This is a genomic window from Pseudomonas sp. CBZ-4, from assembly GCF_000346755.1.
Taxonomy (GTDB): Bacteria; Pseudomonadota; Gammaproteobacteria; order Pseudomonadales; family Pseudomonadaceae; genus Aquipseudomonas.
In genome coordinates this window covers 1-19,730 of sequence record NZ_ANNV01000159.1, presented here as the reverse complement: position 1 = coordinate 19,730, position 19,730 = coordinate 1, and the positions used below count along the sequence as shown (strand labels likewise).

The 19,730-nt window shown below is 61.8% G+C and carries 20 protein-coding genes and 1 pseudogene; 12 read left to right on the top strand and 9 right to left on the bottom strand.

Annotated features, from left to right (window positions below; translation table 11 throughout):
- Positions 1 to 9: 9 nt before the first annotated feature.
- Entirely contained in the window at positions 10 to 735 is a 726-nt protein-coding gene (locus B348_RS0123010; RefSeq protein ID WP_017738384.1) for an alpha/beta hydrolase, read from the top strand.
- Positions 736 to 876: 141 nt separating this feature from the next.
- On the opposite strand, the gene B348_RS0123005 is transcribed toward B348_RS0123010, so the two are convergent.
- Together B348_RS0123005 and B348_RS0123000 are read right to left on the bottom strand one after the other, a co-directional pair.
- Positions 877 to 1,431, bottom strand: a complete 555-nt coding sequence (locus B348_RS0123005; protein WP_017738383.1) for a hypothetical protein — start codon at positions 1,429 to 1,431, stop codon at positions 877 to 879.
- Between the two features lie 72 nt (positions 1,432 to 1,503).
- Complete coding sequence (locus tag B348_RS0123000; protein WP_017738382.1) at positions 1,504 to 3,312, bottom strand: monovalent cation:proton antiporter-2 (CPA2) family protein; 1,809 nt, start codon at positions 3,310 to 3,312, stop codon at positions 1,504 to 1,506.
- Between the two features lie 184 nt (positions 3,313 to 3,496).
- Here B348_RS0123000 and B348_RS0122995 point away from each other — a divergent pair, with 184 nt between their 5' ends.
- Positions 3,497 to 3,802, top strand: coding sequence for an XRE family transcriptional regulator (locus B348_RS0122995; protein WP_026136999.1), 306 nt, complete (start codon positions 3,497 to 3,499; stop codon positions 3,800 to 3,802).
- Here B348_RS0122995 and B348_RS0122990 read toward each other — a convergent pair.
- Positions 3,796 to 4,695, bottom strand: coding sequence for an amino acid metabolite efflux pump (locus tag B348_RS0122990; RefSeq protein WP_017738380.1), 900 nt, complete (start codon positions 4,693 to 4,695; stop codon positions 3,796 to 3,798). The genes B348_RS0122995 and B348_RS0122990 overlap by 7 nt on opposite strands.
- A gap of 103 nt (positions 4,696 to 4,798) precedes the next feature.
- On the opposite strand from B348_RS0122990, the gene B348_RS0122985 reads away from it, so the two are divergent.
- The 3 genes and pseudogenes from B348_RS0122985 to B348_RS0122975 all read left to right on the top strand — a co-directional run bounded on the left by B348_RS0122985 (position 4,799) and on the right by B348_RS0122975 (position 8,569).
- Positions 4,799 to 5,578 (top strand): helix-turn-helix domain-containing protein, encoded by a 780-nt coding sequence (locus tag B348_RS0122985; RefSeq protein ID WP_017738379.1) that lies wholly within the window; start codon positions 4,799 to 4,801, stop codon positions 5,576 to 5,578.
- An 82-nt stretch (positions 5,579 to 5,660) separates the two neighbouring features.
- Positions 5,661 to 7,212 (top strand): annotated as a pseudogene (locus B348_RS01000000130265) (DUF726 domain-containing protein).
- A gap of 37 nt (positions 7,213 to 7,249) precedes the next feature.
- Entirely contained in the window at positions 7,250 to 8,569 is a 1,320-nt protein-coding gene (locus B348_RS0122975) for an Nramp family divalent metal transporter (protein ID WP_017738378.1), read from the top strand.
- Between the two features lie 17 nt (positions 8,570 to 8,586).
- On the opposite strand, the gene B348_RS0122970 is transcribed toward B348_RS0122975, so the two are convergent.
- From B348_RS0122970 to B348_RS0122960, 3 genes are all read right to left on the bottom strand, one after another.
- A complete protein-coding gene (locus B348_RS0122970; RefSeq protein WP_017738377.1) occupies positions 8,587 to 8,964 on the bottom strand; it encodes a type II toxin-antitoxin system VapC family toxin in 378 nt (125 codons plus the stop codon).
- Complete coding sequence (locus B348_RS0122965) at positions 8,961 to 9,320, bottom strand: type II toxin-antitoxin system Phd/YefM family antitoxin (RefSeq protein ID WP_017738376.1); 360 nt, start codon at positions 9,318 to 9,320, stop codon at positions 8,961 to 8,963. Before B348_RS0122965 ends, B348_RS0122970 begins: the two co-directional genes overlap by 4 nt.
- A 117-nt stretch (positions 9,321 to 9,437) precedes the next feature.
- A complete protein-coding gene (locus tag B348_RS0122960) occupies positions 9,438 to 10,370 on the bottom strand; it encodes a LysR family transcriptional regulator (RefSeq protein WP_017738375.1) in 933 nt (310 codons plus the stop codon).
- A 116-nt stretch (positions 10,371 to 10,486) separates the two neighbouring features.
- On the opposite strand from B348_RS0122960, the gene B348_RS0122955 reads away from it, so the two are divergent.
- The 5 genes from B348_RS0122955 to B348_RS0122935 all read left to right on the top strand — a co-directional run bounded on the left by B348_RS0122955 (position 10,487) and on the right by B348_RS0122935 (position 13,662).
- Positions 10,487 to 10,975 carry a DMT family transporter gene (locus B348_RS0122955; protein WP_026136997.1) on the top strand — a complete coding sequence of 163 codons (489 nt, stop codon included), beginning with the start codon at positions 10,487 to 10,489 and terminating at the stop codon, positions 10,973 to 10,975.
- A 4-nt stretch (positions 10,976 to 10,979) separates the two neighbouring features.
- Positions 10,980 to 11,435: a DMT family transporter gene (locus tag B348_RS0122950; RefSeq protein ID WP_017738373.1), complete on the top strand. Its 456-nt coding sequence runs from the start codon at positions 10,980 to 10,982 to the stop codon at positions 11,433 to 11,435.
- Positions 11,436 to 11,645: 210 nt separating this feature from the next.
- Complete coding sequence (locus tag B348_RS0122945; RefSeq protein WP_017738372.1) at positions 11,646 to 12,410, top strand: helix-turn-helix domain-containing protein; 765 nt, start codon at positions 11,646 to 11,648, stop codon at positions 12,408 to 12,410.
- An 88-nt stretch (positions 12,411 to 12,498) separates the two neighbouring features.
- Positions 12,499 to 12,672 carry a DUF1427 family protein gene (locus tag B348_RS1000000131225; RefSeq protein ID WP_017738371.1) on the top strand — a complete coding sequence of 58 codons (174 nt, stop codon included), beginning with the start codon at positions 12,499 to 12,501 and terminating at the stop codon, positions 12,670 to 12,672.
- A gap of 30 nt (positions 12,673 to 12,702) precedes the next feature.
- Positions 12,703 to 13,662, top strand: coding sequence for a zinc-binding alcohol dehydrogenase family protein (locus B348_RS0122935; RefSeq protein ID WP_017738370.1), 960 nt, complete (start codon positions 12,703 to 12,705; stop codon positions 13,660 to 13,662).
- A gap of 145 nt (positions 13,663 to 13,807) precedes the next feature.
- On the opposite strand, the gene B348_RS0122930 is transcribed toward B348_RS0122935, so the two are convergent.
- The 3 genes from B348_RS0122930 to B348_RS0122920 all read right to left on the bottom strand — a co-directional run bounded on the left by B348_RS0122930 (position 13,808) and on the right by B348_RS0122920 (position 16,887).
- Positions 13,808 to 14,830, bottom strand: a complete 1,023-nt coding sequence (locus B348_RS0122930; protein ID WP_017738369.1) for a purine nucleoside permease — start codon at positions 14,828 to 14,830, stop codon at positions 13,808 to 13,810.
- Positions 14,831 to 14,846: 16 nt separating this feature from the next.
- A complete protein-coding gene (locus B348_RS0122925) occupies positions 14,847 to 15,794 on the bottom strand; it encodes a nucleoside-specific channel-forming protein Tsx (RefSeq protein ID WP_017738368.1) in 948 nt (315 codons plus the stop codon).
- Positions 15,795 to 15,966: 172 nt separating this feature from the next.
- Complete coding sequence (locus B348_RS0122920) at positions 15,967 to 16,887, bottom strand: AraC family transcriptional regulator (protein ID WP_017738367.1); 921 nt, start codon at positions 16,885 to 16,887, stop codon at positions 15,967 to 15,969.
- Positions 16,888 to 17,149: 262 nt separating this feature from the next.
- Between B348_RS0122920 and B348_RS0122915 the strand changes: the two genes are divergently transcribed.
- Together B348_RS0122915 and B348_RS0122910 are read left to right on the top strand one after the other, a co-directional pair.
- A complete protein-coding gene (locus B348_RS0122915) occupies positions 17,150 to 18,409 on the top strand; it encodes a sugar ABC transporter substrate-binding protein (protein WP_370695318.1) in 1,260 nt (419 codons plus the stop codon).
- Positions 18,410 to 18,428: 19 nt separating this feature from the next.
- Entirely contained in the window at positions 18,429 to 19,202 is a 774-nt protein-coding gene (locus B348_RS0122910; RefSeq protein ID WP_017738365.1) for an L-iditol 2-dehydrogenase, read from the top strand.
- The last annotated feature ends 528 nt before the right edge of the window (positions 19,203 to 19,730 follow it).

Sequence of the window (19,730 nt, the reverse complement as noted above, 5' to 3'; positions counted from 1 at the left end):
TAACGCCCCATGCTCAAGCTGTTTGCCCTGACGCTGGCGCTTTTGGCCGGTGCCGCCCAAGCCGACGACACCCTGCACCGCGACTTGCCGCTGGCGTACCTGGAACAGACTCAGGGCGATGCGCGCAACGAGCCGCTGGTGATTTTCCTGCACGGGTTTGGCAGCAACGAGGAAGATTTGTTTGGGCTCAAGGACGCCTTGCCGTCGACCTGGACCTACCTGTCTGCGCGGGCGCCAATGCCGGTGGACGCGAGTGGCTATCGCTGGTTTGCGAAGACACCCGGCGACGGCGACGGCGACTACGACGGCGAGACCGCCGACTTGCAGCGCAGCGCCCAACTGATCGAAGACTTTGTGCAGCAGGCCACCGCCAAGTACCACACCCAACCGGACCGGGTGTTTCTGGTGGGGTTCAGCCAGGGCGCGATCATGTCCTACGAAGTGGGGTTGCGTAAGCCCGCGCTGCTGCGTGGGATTGCGGCGTTGAGTGGCAGTGTGTTGCCGGTGTTGAAGGCTGAGCTGAAAGCGGATGCGGCACTGGACAAGCTGGCGATCTTTATCGGCCATGGCACGTTGGACCAGGCGCTGTCGTATGCCTCCGCGACCCGGGCGAATGAGGTGTTGCAGGCGGTGGGGTTGCAGCCGGAGTTTCACGGGTATGTGGGGATGCCGCATACCATCAGTGAGGCTGAAGTGCAGGACTTGAAGGCCTGGCTGGAAAAGAGCCTGAGGTAAATACGGGAAGTGTGGAGGCTGGCTTGTGTGGGAGCTGGCTTGCCTGCGATAGCATCACCGAGGTGTCACTGAAAGACCGAGGTGCCTGCATCGCAGGCAAGCCAGCTCCCACATTGGTTTTGTGTTGCTTGGCAAATTGGCTTATTTGCCGGCTGTAATCTGCTTAACCAGCTCTGCATGCCCCTTGGCATCATCCCCCCGGGAAATCGCCTGGATCACCAGCATGTGGTTGCCCGATCCACCAAGGAAGGTGCTGTTCAGCGTCTTGCCCCCGCCCTGCGTCGCAGTGCTGTCCACCTGGCGCAAACCCAACCCCTTGAAGGTCAGCTTCTTCTCATTCTGTTTCTTGAAATCCGGCAGGGCGGCGCTCTGGTCCTTGACGAAACCGGCCACGGCGCCGTCGAGGAATGGCGCGTCGTTATCCCCGATGTTTACCCCGTCGGTACGCACGGTTTCGGCGACGATCACCACGCTTTTGGTGGCCTGGTTGGCGTACAAGGTGCCCTGGGTGGCTGTGCTGCTGTCTTCGGCCTTGCTGACCGGCAGGGTGTCAGCGACGTAGGCCTTCGGCAGGCTGAAGGTGAATTTGCCGCCCAGGGTGGAGATGCTCTGTGTGGCCGGCGGGGTGGCGGCGAACGCGCTGCCGGCGGCAAGCACGAGGGCCAGCAGGGCGGCGGTCTGGGTGAAAGTGGCCATGAAGCGCTCCAGGGATGAACGAAATTGCGGCGTATTCTGTCAGAAATTTCGCAATGTCGTTCACCCCGGGTCTTACACCTTGTCGGACTCTTCTTCGAGGCGGTCCATCTCAAACAGCCGCGCCAGTTCCGCCCGAGCTTCCTGGGCGGTCTGCATCACCTTGGCCGCATCGTCATACACCGCGTGTTGCGCGGCCAGCACTTGCAGGTCGTGGTTCTTGAAGCGGGTGATGCGCGCATCGGCCTGGGCCTGGGTCAAACCGAGGCCGACCAGGGTGCGGCGGCTCATTTCCAGGCTGGAGTAGAAGGTTTCGCGCACCGGCGACGCATCCAGGTCCACCAGGCGGTGAACGTGCTGGCGGTTACGGGCGCGGGCGATGATCTTCATGTGCGGGTAAAGGTTGCGCACCAGTTCGGCGGTCTTGATGTTGATCTCCGGGTCGTCCATGGCGATCACGAAGAATTCCGCCTGATCGACCTTGGCCGCGTGCAGGATCTCGGGCCGCTGCGGGTCGCCGTAGAACACCGGCATGCCGCCGAAGCTGCGGGTCAGTTCGATGGTTTCCACCGAGGTGTCGAGGGCGATGAACGAGATGTTTTGCGCCCGCAGGATCCGCGCGACGATCTGGCCCATACGGCCCATGCCGGCGATGACCACGCGGGGCGCATCGCTTTCGATGGTGCGGTATTCCTCGGGCACTTCCACCGGCTTGACCTTGGGCTTGAACAGCTTCGGGCAGATCAACAGCAGCAGCGGGGTGACGGCCATGGACAGGGTGATGGTCAGCACCAGCACGTCATAGAGGTGGGGTTCGAACAGGCCCTGGTCGCGGCCGATCTTGAACACCACAAAGGCAAATTCACCGCCCGCCGCCAGCACTACGCCCAGGCGCAGGGCGCTTTCGCGGTTGAGGTCACCTACCATGCGGCCGACGGCGTAGAGCAGCGGCAACTTCAGGCCGATCAACAACAGGGTCAGGCCGATCACCAGCAGCGGCGAGCTGAGCAGCAGGCTGAGGTTGGCGCCCATGCCCACGCTGATAAAGAACAGACCCAGCAGCAAGCCCTTGAAGGGTTCGATCTGGGATTCGAGTTCGTGGCGGTATTCCGAGTCCGCCAGCAGCAGGCCGGCGAGGAAGGCACCCAGGGCCATGGACACGCCCACCAACTCCATCAACCACGCGGTGCCGATCACCACCAGCAGCGCCGTGGCGGTGGACACCTCGCGCAGACCGGTCTTGGCGACGATGCGAAACACCGGCCGCAACAGGTAGCGCCCGCCGATGATCACCACGGCGATGCTGCCGAGGATCTGCAACACATGTTGCAGGCCCTGGGCTTCGGTGGTGGGGTGATCACTGCCGGCCAGCAACGGCACCATGGCGATCAACGGGATCGCCGCGATGTCCTGGAACAGCAAGATGGCAAAGGCCAGGCGGCCGTGGGGCTGGTTCAGCTCCTTGCGCTCGGCCAGGCTTTGCAGGCCAAACGCGGTGGACGACAACGCCAGACCCAGGCCCAGCACAATCGCGCTGTTCCACGACTGGCCAAACAGCCACAACGCCACTACGCCCATCACCAAACCGGTGAGCAACACCTGGGCCAGGCCGACGCCGAACACCGCCTTGCGCATCACCCACAGGCGTTTTGGCGACAATTCCAGGCCGATGATAAACAGCAGCAGCACCACGCCCAGCTCGGAAAATTGCGCCACGCTTTGCGGATTGCCCACTAACCCCAGGACTGACGGGCCGATGATCACCCCGGCGAACAGATACCCGAGCACCGCGCCCAGTTGCAGGCGCTTGGCCAGCGGCACGGTCAACACGGCGGCGAGCAGGAACACCACGGCTGCTTGTAACAGGTTGCCTTCATGGGGCATTGAGGACTCCAGGATCTTGAAACGAATCAACAGGAGCGTATTAGAGCGCTTTTTACGTGTCGAAAATTGTGTTTTTGCGGTGTGCTCGTTGCTGAAAGGGGTATCAGGTTTACAAAAAGGTTGAATTTATATTCCCTTGGTGGAATATTTATGGCGTCTGATCTCGATTGAGAGCGCCTTAACCATGGCTAAAAAATTAGCTGAACTTCAAGCCCGCATGACGCCGCAATCTCAGGCCGAAGCCAAGCAGTTGTTCCAGCAACATCTAAAGGAAATGCCTCTGCACGAGCTGCGCAAGGCTCAGCAGTTGAGCCAGGAAAACCTGGCCAAGGCATTGAATATCAACCAGGCTGCTGTCTCCAAGATGGAGCGGCGCACGGATATGTACATCAGCACATTGCGCGACTACATCCGTGCGATGGGCGGCGAACTGGAGATTATTGCGACGTTCCCAGATGGTCAGGTCAAGATCGACAACTTTGCCTACTGAGCGTTGCCCGGCTGTGCTTGGTCTTTCGCGGTCAATGTCACCGGCCGGCGATACAACCCCACCGCCAACCCCAGCAGAATGATCGCTATCGAGATCAGCTCCAGCGTGGAGATGCGTTCACCAATGATCAACATCGAACTGGCGATCCCAAACACCGGAATCAGCAGCGACAGGGGCGCCACCGTCGAGACGGGGTACGCCTTGAGCAGTGAATTCCAGCCCCAGTAGGCAAAATGTGTGGCCAGGTAGACCTGGAACAGGATCGAGCCGATGGCCATCACGTCGAGGTTGGCGGGCAGGCTTTGGAACGCGGCGCTGCCATGCATCCACCAGGCCATCAGGAACAGCGGGATCGGCGGGAACAAGCTGGCCCACACCATGAAGGCAAAGATTTCCTTCACGCCTGACTGCTTGATGATGACGTTGCCCACGCTCCAGGCAAACGCGCTGAGGACGATCAGCATGACGCCCAGCACCGCGTGGCTGCCGTCCTGGGTGACGACGATCCCCGCGAGGCCGAGCAAGGTCAGGCCGGCGCCGACCAGTTGGGCGTCCCGCAGGTTTTCGTTGAACAGCACCACGCCCCAGCCGAGGGTGAAAAACACGCTGAGCTGGATGATCAGCGAGGCGATCCCGGGGCTCACACCGACCTGGATGCCGTAGTTGATCACGCCCCACATGCCCAGGCCGAAGATCACCCCATACGCGGCCACGTAGCCGAAGTGCACGGCCGGGCGGCGGATGAAAAACACCAGTGGCAAGGCGGCGAGGGCAAAGCGGATGCCCGTGAGCACAAAGGGATCGATACCGCGCAGGCCAAGTTTGGTAATCGGAAAGTTCAAGCCCCAGACCAGGGTGACGAGTAGGGCAAGGGCCAAGTGTTTTTTCTGCATGGGCTTTTCCTTAAGCGGGCAGGCGTGTTCAAAGGCGTTGATGTTAAGCCGCAGGTGAATGGCCCGCTTGCTATGTCAGGTCATCCTTTGACAATATCGGGCCATGATCCCGACCTTTACTGACAACGACCCCGAAGCGCTGGTGACGCTGCACGAATACGCGTCCGGCACCGTGTTTGCGCGGCATGCCCATGCCCGTGGGCAATTCGCCTACGCGTCCACCGGCGCCCTGAAGATGTTCACCGACCTCGGCAACTGGGTGGTGCCGCCGCAGCGCGCGATCTGGGTGCCCGGCGGCGTGCCCCATGAAATGCAGATGCGCGGGGATGTGCTTATGCTCAACACCTACCTCGACGACGAAGCGGCCGAGCGTGCGGGTTTGCAGGGCCATTGCCAGGTGTTCGAAGTCTCGCCGCTGCTGCGGCATTTGCTCGAAGCGGCACTGACGATCGAGGCGCCGCCGCTCAGCGTCCGGCAGCGCTGCGTGCTGACGTTGCTGGTGGATGAAATCGGCGCCATGCCCGAGGTGCCCCTCAGCGCGCCGTTGCCCGCCGAGCCGCGCCTGGCCCGGGCCTGCCAGCGTTTCCTGGACGCGCCCACGCAGACCATCGCCCTCGACACCATGGCCGAGTGGTCGAGCATGAGCCGGCGCACCTTTACCCGACAGTTCCTGGAGCACACCGGCATGACCTTTGTGGCCTGGCGCCAGCAGGTGTGCCTGCTGGAAGCCACGGCGCGGCTCAGCCACGGTGCGTCCATCACCGATGTGGCGCTCGGGCTGGGCTTTAGCAGCTCCAGCGCGTTCACCTCGGTGTTCCGGCGCAACCTGGGGGATTCTCCGGCGCGTTACCTGGCCAAATCCAAGGCGGCGTCGTTGTTTTGAGGCTGCGCCGGTCAGGATTCACCTCTGTGCCGGCCACGCTTTGTTACTATCGCCGTCCATCGTCACCAGGAGTCACCGCCCCATGCAGCACCAGTGGGATGAAATGCACCGCACCCGCAAGCCCACTTTTGTGATGTGCGGCGAGCCCCAGGGCGATGTGCTCAATCTCTACGTTCATGGTTACTCGGCCTTCTTCAACCGCCAGCAACTGGGCAATTTCACGGCGCAACTGGCGAGCATCGAAGGCTCGACCAATGTGATGCTGTTCTGGCCGGCCGGGCATTTCCTGGAAAACCTCTTCGCCCCGTTCAAGGAGGTGATCGGCGCGATGCTTGGCGGTGGTGGCCTGGGCGCGGCGACCGTGGGGGTGGGCAAGGCGATTGCCTACTTTCTGGACCATTACAAAAGTGTCGAGGCGCGTGTCGATGAGGTCGCCCAGACCTTGCTGCCCGAGCTGGCCAACTACCTGCACGCCGAGGCGTTGCCGGTACGGCGTATCAATCTGGTCGGCCATTCCCTGGGCGCGCATCCTGGTCAAGAGCCTGTTGGCCAACCCGGAGACGGCCCGCGAACTGCCGTTGAACAACGTGCTGCTGATGGGCGGGGCGATCTGTACGTCGAGCCCGTGGGATGAGGTGTCGGCGCCGCTCCAGGGGCGGCTGATCAACTGTCATTCCAGCAAGGACTGGGCGCTGGCGATCAAGCCGGATAACGAGCGTTGCATCGGGCGTTACGCCATCCCATTGACGCCTGCCCTCAAGGCCAAGGTGAGCAATGTGCACCTGGCGACCTTCGATCATGCGGCGTATTGGCCGCAGTTGAAGACCGTGGTGCAGTACACCGACCTGTTGCAGGAGCGGCGCGGCATGATCCGCGCTGACCAGCGCAGCAGCGAAGTGCGCTTTGCCGAAGAGGATGGGGAGCTGTTCCCGGCGCTGGTGCAGGCGCGGCCGGATGAGTTGAAGTTCCTCGCCGAACTGATGGCACAAAAGCGCAGTGCATCGATTGATGCCAGCGTGCGCGAGCCGTTGAAACTGGCCATCGAATTGCAGCGCATGGGCGGCGACAGCTTTATGAACCTCGCCCGGGGCCATGGCGTGAGTTACCGCCAGATCGCCGAAGATGTCGCACAGCGGCTGGGAATCAAGTTCGATCAGTCGCTGGATACGGTCGAGCTGGCAGATATCGAAGCGCAGGTCGCGGAACACCTTATCGAGCAGTACAAGGACAAACTCGATAGCGCCGACCGGCAGGCGTTCGACGCCGAACTGCAGGCGGCGGCGCAAAAGGAGCAAGGGGTGTTTGCGCGCTTCAGCGTAGGCCGCTCGGCCACCACCGCGTTGAGTGGCACGGCGTTGGCGGGACTCACCGGGTTTATCCTGCGGCGCGGGGCGGCCACGGCGATTCCGGTGGTGGGCCAGGCATTGGCGGCAGCGATGCTGTTGGTCAGCGGGGTGCGCGCGTTTTCCGGCCCGGCCTATTCGATCACCACCCTGGCGGTGTTGGTGGTGGGCGTGATCCGCCAGCGCATGGAACGCGAGGCGCTGAACCAGGAAATGGACCTGGTGGTGCAAGTGGTGGAAGCGTTCGACCTGCCCTGGGACACGGTGATGCGCACGGTTGCGTCCGACTGATAAGCTTCCCGCCCTATGCATTTGCCTGGAATACCGCGTGAAATTCAGCCTGCCGAAAATCGCCACCGCCCCGTTCTGCCCGCCGGAGGTGGCCGGCTCCGTTGCCGTTGACCCCAAGGCGTCGTTCTTCAAGCGGATGTTGATGTTCGCCGGTCCCGGCCTGTTGATTTCCATCGGCTACATGGACCCCGGCAACTGGGCCACGGCCATCGAGGCGGGCTCGCGCTACGGTTACAGCCTGCTGTTTGTGGTGCTGCTGGCCAGCCTGGCGGGGATGGCGGTGCAGTGCCTGTGCTCGCGGCTGGGCATCGCCACCGGCAAGGACCTCGCGCAACTGTGCCGCGAGCGCTACAGCCAGCGTTCCGCACGTACCCAGTGGCTGTTGGCGGAAATCTCCATCATCGCCACCGACCTGGCCGAAGTGCTTGGTTGCGCCTTGGCGTTTCACCTGCTGCTCGGCGTGTCGTTGACCACCGGCATTGTCATCACCGCGTTCGATACGCTGCTGATCCTGGCCCTGCAGAACCGTGGTTTCCGCCGCCTGGAAGCGATCATGCTGGCGCTGGTGGCAACGATCGGCGTGTGTTTCTTCATCGAACTGCTGCTGATCAAGCCCTACTGGCCGGATGTGCTCAGCGGCTTCACGCCGTCACTGTCGGCCATCAGCGATGCTGCGCCGCTGTACCTGGCCATCGGCATTCTGGGCGCCACGGTCATGCCGCATAACCTCTACCTGCACACCTCGATTGTGCAGACCCGCCTGATTGGCAAGGACCTCGCCAGCAAACAGGACGCGGTGAAGCTGGCGCGCATCGACACCATCGGCTCCCTGGCCCTGGCCCTGCTGGTCAACGCCGCCATCCTGGTGCTGGCCGCTGCGGCGTTCTACAAGACCGGCCATACCGACGTGGTGGAAATCCAGGACGCCTACCACTTGCTCGACCCGCTGGTGGGCGGCGCCTTTGCCAGCATCCTGTTTGGTGTGGCATTGCTGGCGTCCGGGCAAAGCTCGACGTTCACCGGCACCATCGCCGGGCAAGTGATCATGGAGGGCTACCTCAACCTGCGGATTCCGTGCTGGCAACGCCGCCTGATTACTCGCGGGTTGGCGCTGATCCCGGCGTTTCTCGGGGTGTGGTTGCTGGGGGACGGAGCCATTGGCAAGTTGTTGATTCTCAGCCAGGTGGTGCTCAGCCTGCAGTTGCCGTTTGCGTTGTATCCGTTGATCCGCATGACTGGCGATAAACAACTGATGGGGCCGTTTGTGAATCGGCTGCCGACCCGGGTGTTGGCGTGGTTGCTGTTTGCGGTGATCAGTGGGGCGAATGGGTGGTTGATTGGGCAGTGGGTGTTTTGAGTCGTAACGGTTTGGCGTTACACCAGAATCGCAAGGGATGTGTACTGGGCTACGTGCGGATCGGCCGTAATCAACCTCATCGGCTCGTTCATGGCGACTGCGACGATGAGCCGATCGAAGGGATCTTTGTGATGATGCTCAAGATCCTTTACGGCACTGGCGTGTTCAGTCGTGATGGGTAGCTCGACGAAGCCGCTGTCCAGGCAAAGTTCACGGAGCTTGTTCATGTCTACATTGAGTTTCCCCAAGCCGACCTTGATTGCCATTTCCCAGAATGTTGCAGCGCTGACGTAAATTTCTGCCGCATTCTCAATATGTTTTTGAGCTTTGCTGGAGAGTTTGGGGTCATCAGTCAGCGACCAAAGCAAAATGTGGGTATCCAACAAGACCCTCATAGAGGGTTGCCCTCGAAGGCGTCCAGTAGATCGTCCGGTAAAGGCGCATCAAAGTCGTCAGGAACAACAAACATGCCTTTCATCGCACCAATTCGCGGCCCCTTGGGCTTCGTTATGGGGACAAGTTGCGCCATCGCGCGGCCATGTTTGGAGATGGTGATGGTTTTGCCGGCGGCGGCTTCATCGACCAGTTTTGACAGATTGTTTTTAGCTTCACCCAAGGGCACGGTATTCATGCGGATTTCCCCCTGTTTGGGCCAAATATAGTCACTGCTCCGTGAGCTATCAAAGACGGCCTGACAACTGGCTGTAGCCGCTCGCTTGGTATGGGGTTTTTTGTCGTAGATGAAGTCCATGGCATCTCTCCGAAAATGATTTCGGCAAAGTCTGCTCCAGAGCGAGGTTCCGCAAAATAGTGGCCCGAACAATCAGAACGAACCTACTTGCGAAGTTCGGAAAAATCCTCAAAAGCCTCACCGATCCCAATACGGCACCGCCCCAAAACACTCCACAAAATAATCAATCACCGTGCGCACCTTCAGCGACAACCGCCGGCTACCCGGCCACAGCGCGGCAATCTGCTGCGGCTCCAGCGTGGTCGCCACTTCGTACTCCGTGAGCACCGCTTGCAAGGTGCCGGCGCGCAAGCCTTCGCCAATCAGCCAGGACGGAAACACCACCAGCCCCAGGCCTTGTTCGGCGGCGTGGGTCAGGGTGTCGGCGTGGTTGCCAGTGATCGGGCCCTTGACGCTGTAGGGCGTCCAGTCGCCGCCGTCGCGGCGGAAGAACCAGCGTTGCCGGCCGGTGATGCCTTTGTAGGCCAGGCATTGGTGGTTGACCAATTCGTCGGGATGCTTGGGCGTGCCGTGGCGGGCCAGGTAGGCGGGGCTGGCGGCGATGCGAAAGCGCTGCGGCGCGAAGATGCGCGCTTGCATGCCCGAGTCGTTGAGCACGCCGATGCGAAACAGCAGGTCGGTGCCGTCTTGCAGGGGATCGACGTAGGTGTCGGTCTGCTGGATGTCCAGTTGCAACTTGGGATAGCGCCGGCACAGCTCGCCCAGCCACGGTGACAGGTGGCGCTGGCCGAACACCATCGGCGCGTTGATGCGCACCAGGCCGCTGGGTTCGCGCTCCTGTTCCTGCAAGGCCTGGCCGGCGGTTTCCAGTTGTTCCAGCAGCAGGCGCGCGTGATGCCCGAGCAGGCGCCCGGCCTCGGTGGGGCTGACCGCACGGGTGTGGCGGTAGAGCAATTGCTGGCCGAGGGCCTGTTCCATCAGCTGGATCTGCCGGGAGATAGAGGAGGGCGCCAGGCTTTCGCGGCGGGCAACTTCGGAAAAGCTGCCATGGTCGAGCACGGCCACAAACAGGCGCAGCGCCTTGAAACTCAGTTCATTCAAACCCTGCATCGGGACTCCATGCTGTGCGTATTGCGCAAAGGTGTTGTCGGAATGCTGCCATTTATCGCACAGCACCACCACCGGATAATGCGCGCCATGTCTCTTTCTTGAAGCGCAGGTGATGTATGCAGGCAAGTTCCATGGAGGGCGCGGCGCTGGCCGTGCCGAAGAAAAACCTCTTGCGGCTGTTGTTGCTGCCGCTGGTGATCCTGGCGGGCATGGGCCTGTCGGTGGAGGCCGGGTTGCTGGGGCCTTTGGGTGTGCAGGTCGGCCATTTGTGGGCAACGTTGAGCATCTTCGGCGTCGGCTCGGCGATTCTGTATTTACTGCTGTTGTTCAGCGGCCCGCAAAAGGGCCCGGCATTGACCGACCTACCGCGCTGGCAGTTGATCGGCGGCTTCCTGGGGCCGATGTACGTGGTGGTGCTGACCCTGGCCACGCCGCATATCGGCATCGCCATGACCATGATCGCGATTCTGTCCGGGCAGGTGGGCAAGAGCGTGTTGATCGACCATTTCGGCTGGTTCGGCACTGCGCGCAAGCGGGTCAATGGTGAACGCTGGATTGCGTTGGCGTTGATTGTGGCGGCACTGATCTTGATTGCACGAGGGTAAGGCGATGAATCTGATTCTGTTGTTGGTGCTGGTGATTGCCGCCGGTGCGGTGTTGAGTGTGCAGGCCGCGATCAACGGGCGCCTGGGCCAGACGGTGGGTGTGTTGCGCAGCAGTCTGCTGACCTTTGCCGTGGGCGCGCTGACCACGGCGCTGTTGATTTTCTTCTTTGAACCCACCCAGGCCGTGAGCTTGCTGGAAGTGCCGAAATGGCAACTGACCGGCGCCTTGTTTGGCGTGGTGTACATGATGGTGATGGTCGGCGCGGTGCCGATTGTGGGCACGGCGGTGGCCACGGTGGCAGTGATCGTCGGGCAGTTGGGCATGGGGATGTTGATCGACAACTTTGGCTGGCTGGGCAACCCGGCGATCGAGTTGTCGGGGAGCCGGATTGTGGCGATGCTGTGCCTGGCGTTGGCGTTGGTGTTCATGTATCGCAGTAACACGCGTCAGGCCGACTGACGCAGTCAAAAAATGTGGGAGTGCCCCCTGTGGGAGCGGGCTTGCCCGCGATAGCGGTAGATCAGTCAAGAAATGTATCGACTGACACACCGCTATCGCGGGCAAGCCCGCTCCCACATTGGGATTTGTGTGCTGCTTCTAAAAATCAGCTCGGCTTGGCGCGCGTCACTGATTACCATGAACGCCCAGATCCCGACTGACGTACTCCCCATGGCCCTGGCCGCGCCCCCCGACCTCAGTGATCACGCCGTCCCCGTGCAACCCCTGGCACGCACCTACCCGCGTGGGTTGTACGTGGAGCCCCATCGCCACGACTGGGGCCAATTGCTCTACGCCATGAGCGGCGTGATGTGGGTCGAAACCCCACGCGAAGCCCTGGTGGTCCCGCCCCAGCGTGCCGTCTGGTTGCCGCCGGGGGTGGAACACGGGATTCGCGTGGTGTCGGATTTGCAGATGCGCAATATCTACCTGCGCCCGGCGCTGGCGGCGACGTTGGACAGCCAGGTGCAGGTGATCGAGGTCTGCGGCTTGCTGCGTGAACTGATCGTCACGTTGGTGGACGAGGGTGACAGCGGTGATGCGGGCTATTACGACGCGGTGGTGCGCCTGGCGTTGCTGGAGCTGCAACGGGCGCGCCGCTCGCCGATCCGCATCGCCATGCCGGTGGAGGCCGACCGTCGCTTGATCAACGCCTGCCAGGCGGTGATGGCCGCGCCCTCGCTGGAAGTCCCCTTTGAGCAACACGCCGAGGCGGCCGGTGCCAGCGTGCGCACCTTGTCGCGGCTGTTCCAGCACCACCTGGGCATGGGTTTCGCCGAATGGCGGCGCCAGGTGCAACTGGCCACGGCGGTGGCGGAGTTGATCCAGGGCCAGCCGGTCAGCAGCATCGCGCGGTCATTGGGTTATTCGCCAAGCAGTTTCAGCGACATGTTCCGTCGCGAGCTCGGGGTGGCGCCGTCGCACTACGTCGGTTGAGGGGTTGGCCGATAATCTGAAGCACTTGGCCGATGCTTCAGGCGTGCGCTCTCTACACTGAGCCCATCCACCCACCAGGCGCCCTCCCATGAGTTACCTGATTTCCCTCGCCATCGGCTTGTTTGTCGGCGTGCTCTACGGCGCCCTGGACTTCCGCTCGCCCGCGCCACCGGCCATCGCCCTGGTCGGCCTGATGGGCATGTTGCTGGGCGAAAAGCTCTGGCCCTTGGGGCGGCAGCTGGTCAGCGGTTGGTTGTCCTGATCTCCTTTTTCCCTTCGATGGATATTGGCCATGAAAGCACTGCAATTTTCCGCTACGGGCGATCTCGCCTCCCTGCGTTTCGTCGACGTCGCCACCCCGGTGCCCGCCGCCGATGAAGTGCTGGTGCAGATCAAGGCGGCGGGATTGAACCCCAGCGACGTGAAAAACGTGCTCGGCCGTTTCCCCTACACCACCTTGCCCCGCATTCCCGGGCGTGACTTTGCCGGCGTTGTCGTTGAAGGTCCGCAGGCGTTGCTTGGCCAGGAGGTCTGGGGCACGGGGCGAGATCTCGGTTTTTTTGCCGACGGTTCCCACGCTGAGTACCTCACCGTTTCAGCCAAAGGTGTGGCGCACAAGCCCAGCCACCTGAGTTTCGCCCAGGCCGCCAGCCTTGGCGTGCCGTACACCACCGCCTGGGATGCCCTGGAGCGCAGCGGCGTCGGCAAAGGTACGCGGTTGCTGGTGATTGGCGCCAACGGTGCCGTAGGCAGTGCGGCTTTGGCCCTGGCGAACATTCGTGGCGCCCAGGTGCTGGCGGCGGTGCGGCGGGCGGAGCAGGTCGAGGTGTTGCAGAAGCAGGGGGTAGAGGCTATTGCCTTGGGCAAGCCAGAAGACTTGGGCGTGCAGGTCAACAGCGTGTTCAAGGGCGGCGCCGATGTGATCTTCGACACCACTGGTTTCTGGTTGCCCGCAGCGGTCGCCGGTTTGGCGCCGTTTGGTCGCATCGCCATCATCGCTGCGCCGGTGGACGGCCAGGTGCAATTGCCGGCCCTGGCGTTGTACCGCAAGGGCGGTTCGGTGGTGGGGATCAACTCGTTGCTCTACAACTGCGAGCAGTGCGCGGTGATGCTGGAGCAGTTCGGGCGGTTTTTTGATGAGGGCTCGCTGCCGCTGCCGACGGGGTTGCGGGAAGTGGCGTTGGTGGAGGGGTTGCAAAGCTATGTGGAAGTGAACAGTGGCAGCGCAGACAAGATCATCTTCCTGCCCTGACCCGGTCTAAGTACTGTAGGAAAACCTGTGTGGGAGCGGGCTTGCCCGCGATAGCGGTAGTCCAGCCAGCACATCAGTGGCTGATCTATCGCTATCGCGGGCAAGCCCGCTCCCACATGAGTTTTTCGCCAACAGGTGGTTGTGACTAGGCCTCAGGCACGCCCTTTTCCCACGCCGACCAGTTCTTGAGGATCGCCTGCACCAGCGGATTACCCGTGCGGTACAGGTTCTCCAATGCCGGCACAAACCCACCCTGGTCCGCGTATTTCAGCAGGTTGTCCACCTCGCTGTAGCCCGGATATGGCCGGTCGAAGTCCGAACCCGCACGCACCACGGCCAAGCGCTGGATATCCACCAACCCCTCACGGCTGGCCCGCAGCAGTGCTTCATAGGTGGAGTTGTCCTCCTGCTGGGTGGTGCAGTACTCGCCCTTGTTATCGGTCAACAGTTTGGTCCACACCTCGGCCCGTTCGCTCAAGCGCGTGCCGGAAAACCAGGTGTTGCCCGCCAGGGTGTCGCAGCGGGTGACCTGTGGTGGCTGGTTGGCCGGAGCAGCCGGGTAGTGTTTGCGCCAGGCCGCCGATTCCTTGCTTTCGGTCAGCTCAACCTGATGCGACAGGGCAAACGCCTTGGCCTGTAACTTGGGGTTCAGCTCAAACACTTCGGTCTTGTAGTCCAGCGGCGGTTTCTCGTTGGGACCTTTGGTGTTGATGCCGATGTAACCGGTCGGCCAATCCTTCGGCGCATCCCGCGAGTCCAGTTCCCACTGCGTGCCGAACTCCACGAGATAGTGGGCCCAGGCCGCAGTACCGATGGTGCCGTGCTTGGGGCTGATGCCGGCGATCCCGGCGATCAGGAAGTAGCTCTGGCGCAGGTCGAACTTGGGCGACAAGGCCAGGGCCAGGGTGGACGCGGCTGCGTTGGTCTGGCCCATGCCGGTGACGAGCAGGCAGACGTCCTGGGTGTTGCAGCGGATTACCGGGTATTCGGCGGACAGGCCCGGCACGCGGACCTCCTGCTTGAGTTCCAGGCGATCGATCCAGGTTTGCGCCTCGGGGGCGAACATGGTGATCAGCATCACCTTGGGTTTGATCGGCGCATCCGCCAATACCACGTGCGGTAACAGAGTCAGGCCCACAGCCAACGACAGACGGGAAAGTACGTTCATCCAAAAAGCTCCTCGATCAGAATTGATAACCCACGCCGGCGTAATAACCCCAGCCATCGGAACGCGCACGGAAGTTGCCTTCGCCGAAGTTCAACTCACTGCCATCCTCCCAGTTGCCACCGTTATGAAAGTAACGACCGACCAGGGTGAACCGCAGGTGGGTAAACGAATACAGCAGCACATTGGTCGCCACCAACGAGTTGGCGGTGCGCGCCGGGTTGTCCTTGTGCAGGTCGGAGCCAAAGTCGTAGTTGGTGAAGCCGATGTAGGTCAGCGAGGCACCATTGTCGAACTTGCCGATGGGCACGATGTACTTCATTTGCGCGCGGTAGCCATCCCACGAATATTCATTGCTGGCGCCGTAGTTTTCCCATTGGTAGCGCCCGTAGAAGTTGGCCGACAGATTGACCCGCGAATGGGTGTCGATGTCGGTGCCCAGGCCGCTGTACAGGGTGTTGGCGCGGTTGGCCTTGTTGCTGCCGTGGTCGTAGATCCAGTCGAACGCCACATACCATTCCTTGAACGGCCCGATGGCCAGGCTGCGGCCCGCCAGGTAGTCGATGGAGATGCGCGGCTCGTGCTCCATGAACACCGGCGAGCCATGGTCCCACACGCCTTTGTCATTACTGTTACCGATGCCGAGGATCTTTGGCACGTCGATATAGCCATAGAGTTCGAAGGGGCCCTTGCGGCCGAAGTACTCGTACTCCAGGTAAATGTCGTCGGACGGCTTGGGGCCGAAGCTGATGTCTTTGCTGCCGATCAATGTCAGGTCCTGGTTGAACCAGTCCGACAGGTACACGCCTTTTTTCGTCGGGCTGGCTTCCGGGCTGAGGGTTTCGCCCTGTGCTGAGTCATCGAGGGGTTTTTCCTGCGCGAAAATGGGCGCGCTGAGTAGTCCCGTAACGGCGGCCAGTAGCAGGGAAACACCAAGGGCGGCAGGTTGCCTTGCGGTGAAGTGCATTGAAAATCCCTATTCGTACGCGGTTTGGACCCGATTCTGCGGGTCGTGGTGAACTTGGCTGGCAAGTTCGTTCCGCAAACGTTTGCATACGCTGTACCAACTTTGACTATTGGCTTGAATAGGTTGGGAAAAAGCGCGATTAGTCGACCTTTTGGTCAGAATTGACCCGGTGTCATTTTGTCGAGGGGATAAACCGGTGCAGCGCGGTTTCCCGGCGATAATCGCTCGGCGTCTGATTCATCTCGATGCGAAAGTGCCGGTTGAAATTGGACAGGTTGGCGTAGCCCACCTCAAAGCAGATCGCCGCCACGGACATCTCGCTTTGCAGCAACAAACGGCAGGCGCGTTGCACGCGGAACTTGCGCATCAGGTCGATAAAGCCGTGGCCGGTGTTGCGCTTGAAAAAGCGTGAAAAGCCCGGTTCGCTCATCTCCAGTTGCTGCGCAATCACTGACAGGCGCACGTCCCCCGCGAGTTCGCGCATCAGGTAGTCGAAGGCCTTGTTGATCCGCTCGGCGCTGCGTGCATCCAGGGTGGGCGCGTAGCACGGGCTGGCCAGCGCCTGGACCTGCGGCGGCGGGGCATTCTTGAGGGTATCGAGCAATTGCAGGAACAGCACCAGTCGCTGCAGGCCCTGGGCTTTGCCGATGTCTTCCATCAGGGCGGCGGCACGCAGCGCCGTGCCACCGTGAAATTGCAGGCCGCGCCGGGCGTGCTCAAACAACGGCTGCAAGTCGCCCAGTTCCGGCAGGGTCTTGCGCAAGGCGAGCAGGGCGGCGCCGTCGAATTGCAGCACCACGTCGCGGCCCTTGAGGTACTCGCCAGGGGCCAGTTCGCCGATCCAGTCGTGGGGCAGGTCGGGGCCGATCAGGGCGACGTGGCCGGCACCGAAGGCGCCGATATAGTCGCCCGCCACCAGCTTGCCGCTGCCTTGGCGGATCAGGTGTATCTCAAACTCGGGGTGGTGGTTCCAGCGTGCCAGGTCATAGGGATAGTCGTGTTCGAACCAGCGAAAGCAGTGGTCCGGCTCGGGCAGGATCACTTCCAGTTCGGCGGGGCGGTGCTCGAACAGTTGGGCGCGGCTGACAGGCATGGCGGGGCTTCTTGTTGTTCTTGGTAGCGCTTCAAAATACGCGCCTGCGCGGTGTCGGCGCTACCCCTGGTTTTGCCGGGCACTGATACTTTTTTAACCTGGGGCGCACGGTTAAAAAAGTACCAGTCGAGCATCCGCCACGGGTTTGTGAGGGCTGGACCAACCTGCTGTAATCGGCTTTCAACAACAAAAACAACAGGTGGATACCGCCATGCTCAAGCTCCCGCAAGCGTTGTTCCTGCTGTCCGGCCTGGCGTTGGCCATGCCCAGCCACGCCGCCGACACCGTGACCATCGCCACGGTCAACAACAGCGACATGATCCGTATGCAGCGCCTGTCCAAGGTGTTCGAAGCACAGCACCCGGACATCCGGCTCAACTGGGTGGTGCTCGAAGAAAACGTGCTGCGCCAACGCCTCACCACGGATATCGCCACCCAGGGCGGGCAATTCGATGTGCTGACCATCGGTACTTACGAAACTCCGCTGTGGGGCGCCAAACACTGGTTGGAGCCGCTGACCCAACTGCCGGCCGACTACGACGTCGACGATATCTTCCCCTCGGTCCGCCAGGGCCTGTCGGTCAACAACACCCTCTACGCGTTGCCGTTCTACGGCGAAAGCACCGTCACCTATTACCGCACCGACCTGTTCCAACAGGCCGGCCTGAGCATGCCCGCGCATCCGACCTGGACCCAGCTCGGTGCCTTCGCCGCCAAGCTCACCGCCAAGGACAAGGACCAATACGGCCTGTGCCTGCGCGGCAAGGCCGGCTGGGGCGAGAACATCGCCTTGCTGAGCACCATGGCCAACGCCTTTGGCGCGCGCTGGTTCGACGAGCAGTGGAAACCTGAGCTGACCAGCGCGCAATGGACCGCCGCCGCCAATTTCTACGTCAACAGCCTCAAGCAATACGGCCCGCCAGGGGTGTCCAGCAACGGCTTCAACGAAACCCTGGCGCTGTTCAACAGCGGCAAATGCGCGATCTGGGTAGACGCCAGCGTTGCCGGCTCCTTCACCACCGACAAGAGCCAAAGCAAGGTGGCCGACCGCGTAGGCTTTGCCGCCGCGCCCACCGAAGTCACCGACAAAGGCTCCTCGTGGCTGTACGCCTGGTCCCTGGCGATCCCGGCAACGTCCAAGCACAAGGATGCGGCCAAGGCCTTTATCACCTGGGCCACGTCCAAGGACTACATCCAACTGGTCGCCGATAAAGAAGGCATCACCAACGTACCGCCCGGCACTCGCCAGTCCACCTACAACGACGCCTACTTGAAGGCTGCGCCGTTTGCCCAGGTGACCCTGGAGATGATGAAGCACGCCGACCCGGCGCACCCGTCGGCCCAACCGGTGCCGTACGTGGGCATCCAGTACGTGACCATCCCCGAGTTCCAGGCCATCGGCACCTCGGTGGGCAAGATGTTCTCGGCGGCGCTGACCGGAGGCATGTCGGTTGACCAGGCATTGCTCCAGGCCCAGGCCACTACCGAGCGCGAAATGAAACGCGCGGGTTATCCAAAATAATTCTCCAGAGACATGCCCCATGAAACGACTTGAAGGTAAAAGCGCGCTGATCACCGGATCGGCGCGCGGGATCGGCCGCGCGTTTGCCCAGGCCTACATTGCCGAGGGCGCCAGTGTCGCCATCGCTGATATCAACCTGCAGCGGGCCCAGGCAACAGCTGCCGAACTGGGGCCACAGGCGTATGCCGTGGAAATGGACGTCACCGACCAGGCCTCCATCGATGGCGCGATTGCCGCCGTGGTGGCGCAGGTCGGCAAGCTGGATATCTTGATCAACAATGCGGCGTTGTTTGATTTGGCGCCCATTGTCGATATCACCCGGGATAGTTATGAGCGGCTGTTTTCGATCAACGTCGCGGGGACGTTGTTCACCTTGCAAGCGGCGGCGCGGCAGATGATCCGCCAGGGGCACGGCGGCAAGATCATCAACATGGCCAGCCAGGCCGGGCGCCGTGGCGAGCCGTTGGTGGCGGTGTATTGCGCGACGAAGGCGGCGGTGATCAGTTTGACGCAGTCGGCGGGGTTGAATCTGATCAAGCAGGGGATCAACGTCAATGCCATCGCGCCCGGTGTGGTGGATGGGGAGCATTGGGATGGAGTGGATGCGTTGTTTGCCCGGCATGAAGGGCTGGCGCCGGGGGAGAAGAAGCGGCGGGTAGGGGAGGAGGTGCCGTTTGGGCGGATGGGGACGGCTGAGGATTTGACGGGGATGGCGGTGTTTTTGGCTTCGGCGGAGGCGGATTATGTGGTGGCGCAGACGTATAACGTTGATGGGGGGAATTGGATGAGCTAGGGGGTGTTGGTGTGTATATCCGTTATTTAGGTAACGGCCACTAATGGTTCCGCTCTTACAGCGGGTCACTTTTTGAAGAGCGCAAAAAGTAACCAAAAACGCTTGCCCCACCACTCGGCACCTCGCCTAGGCTCGGTGTGCCCGAACGCAGGCTTGAATCCGTGGGCCGCCGCAATGGGCCATCCATGGCCCAGTGCGGCTAACCCGGCGTCCTGCCGGGTTGCCCACGGATTCAAGCCTGCGTTCGGCCAGCGTGTTTGACGGGGCGACCCCAGATCAAAAGCCAGAGCGCGGCGGCCTTAGAGCCGACCGGTATTTGTCCAGTCGCTCACCATTCAATTGTGGGAACCGGCAAATGTGGGAGCTGGCTTGCCTGCGATGCAGACACCTCGGTACATCAGGCACACCCAGTTGATGCCATCGCAGGCAAGCCAGCTCCCACAGGAGACCGCGCGCGCTTCATCGATCAGGCCGGCCGTCAGGCCGCTTTGCTTTTGATTTTGATCTTAGGCGCCCCGTTAAACACGC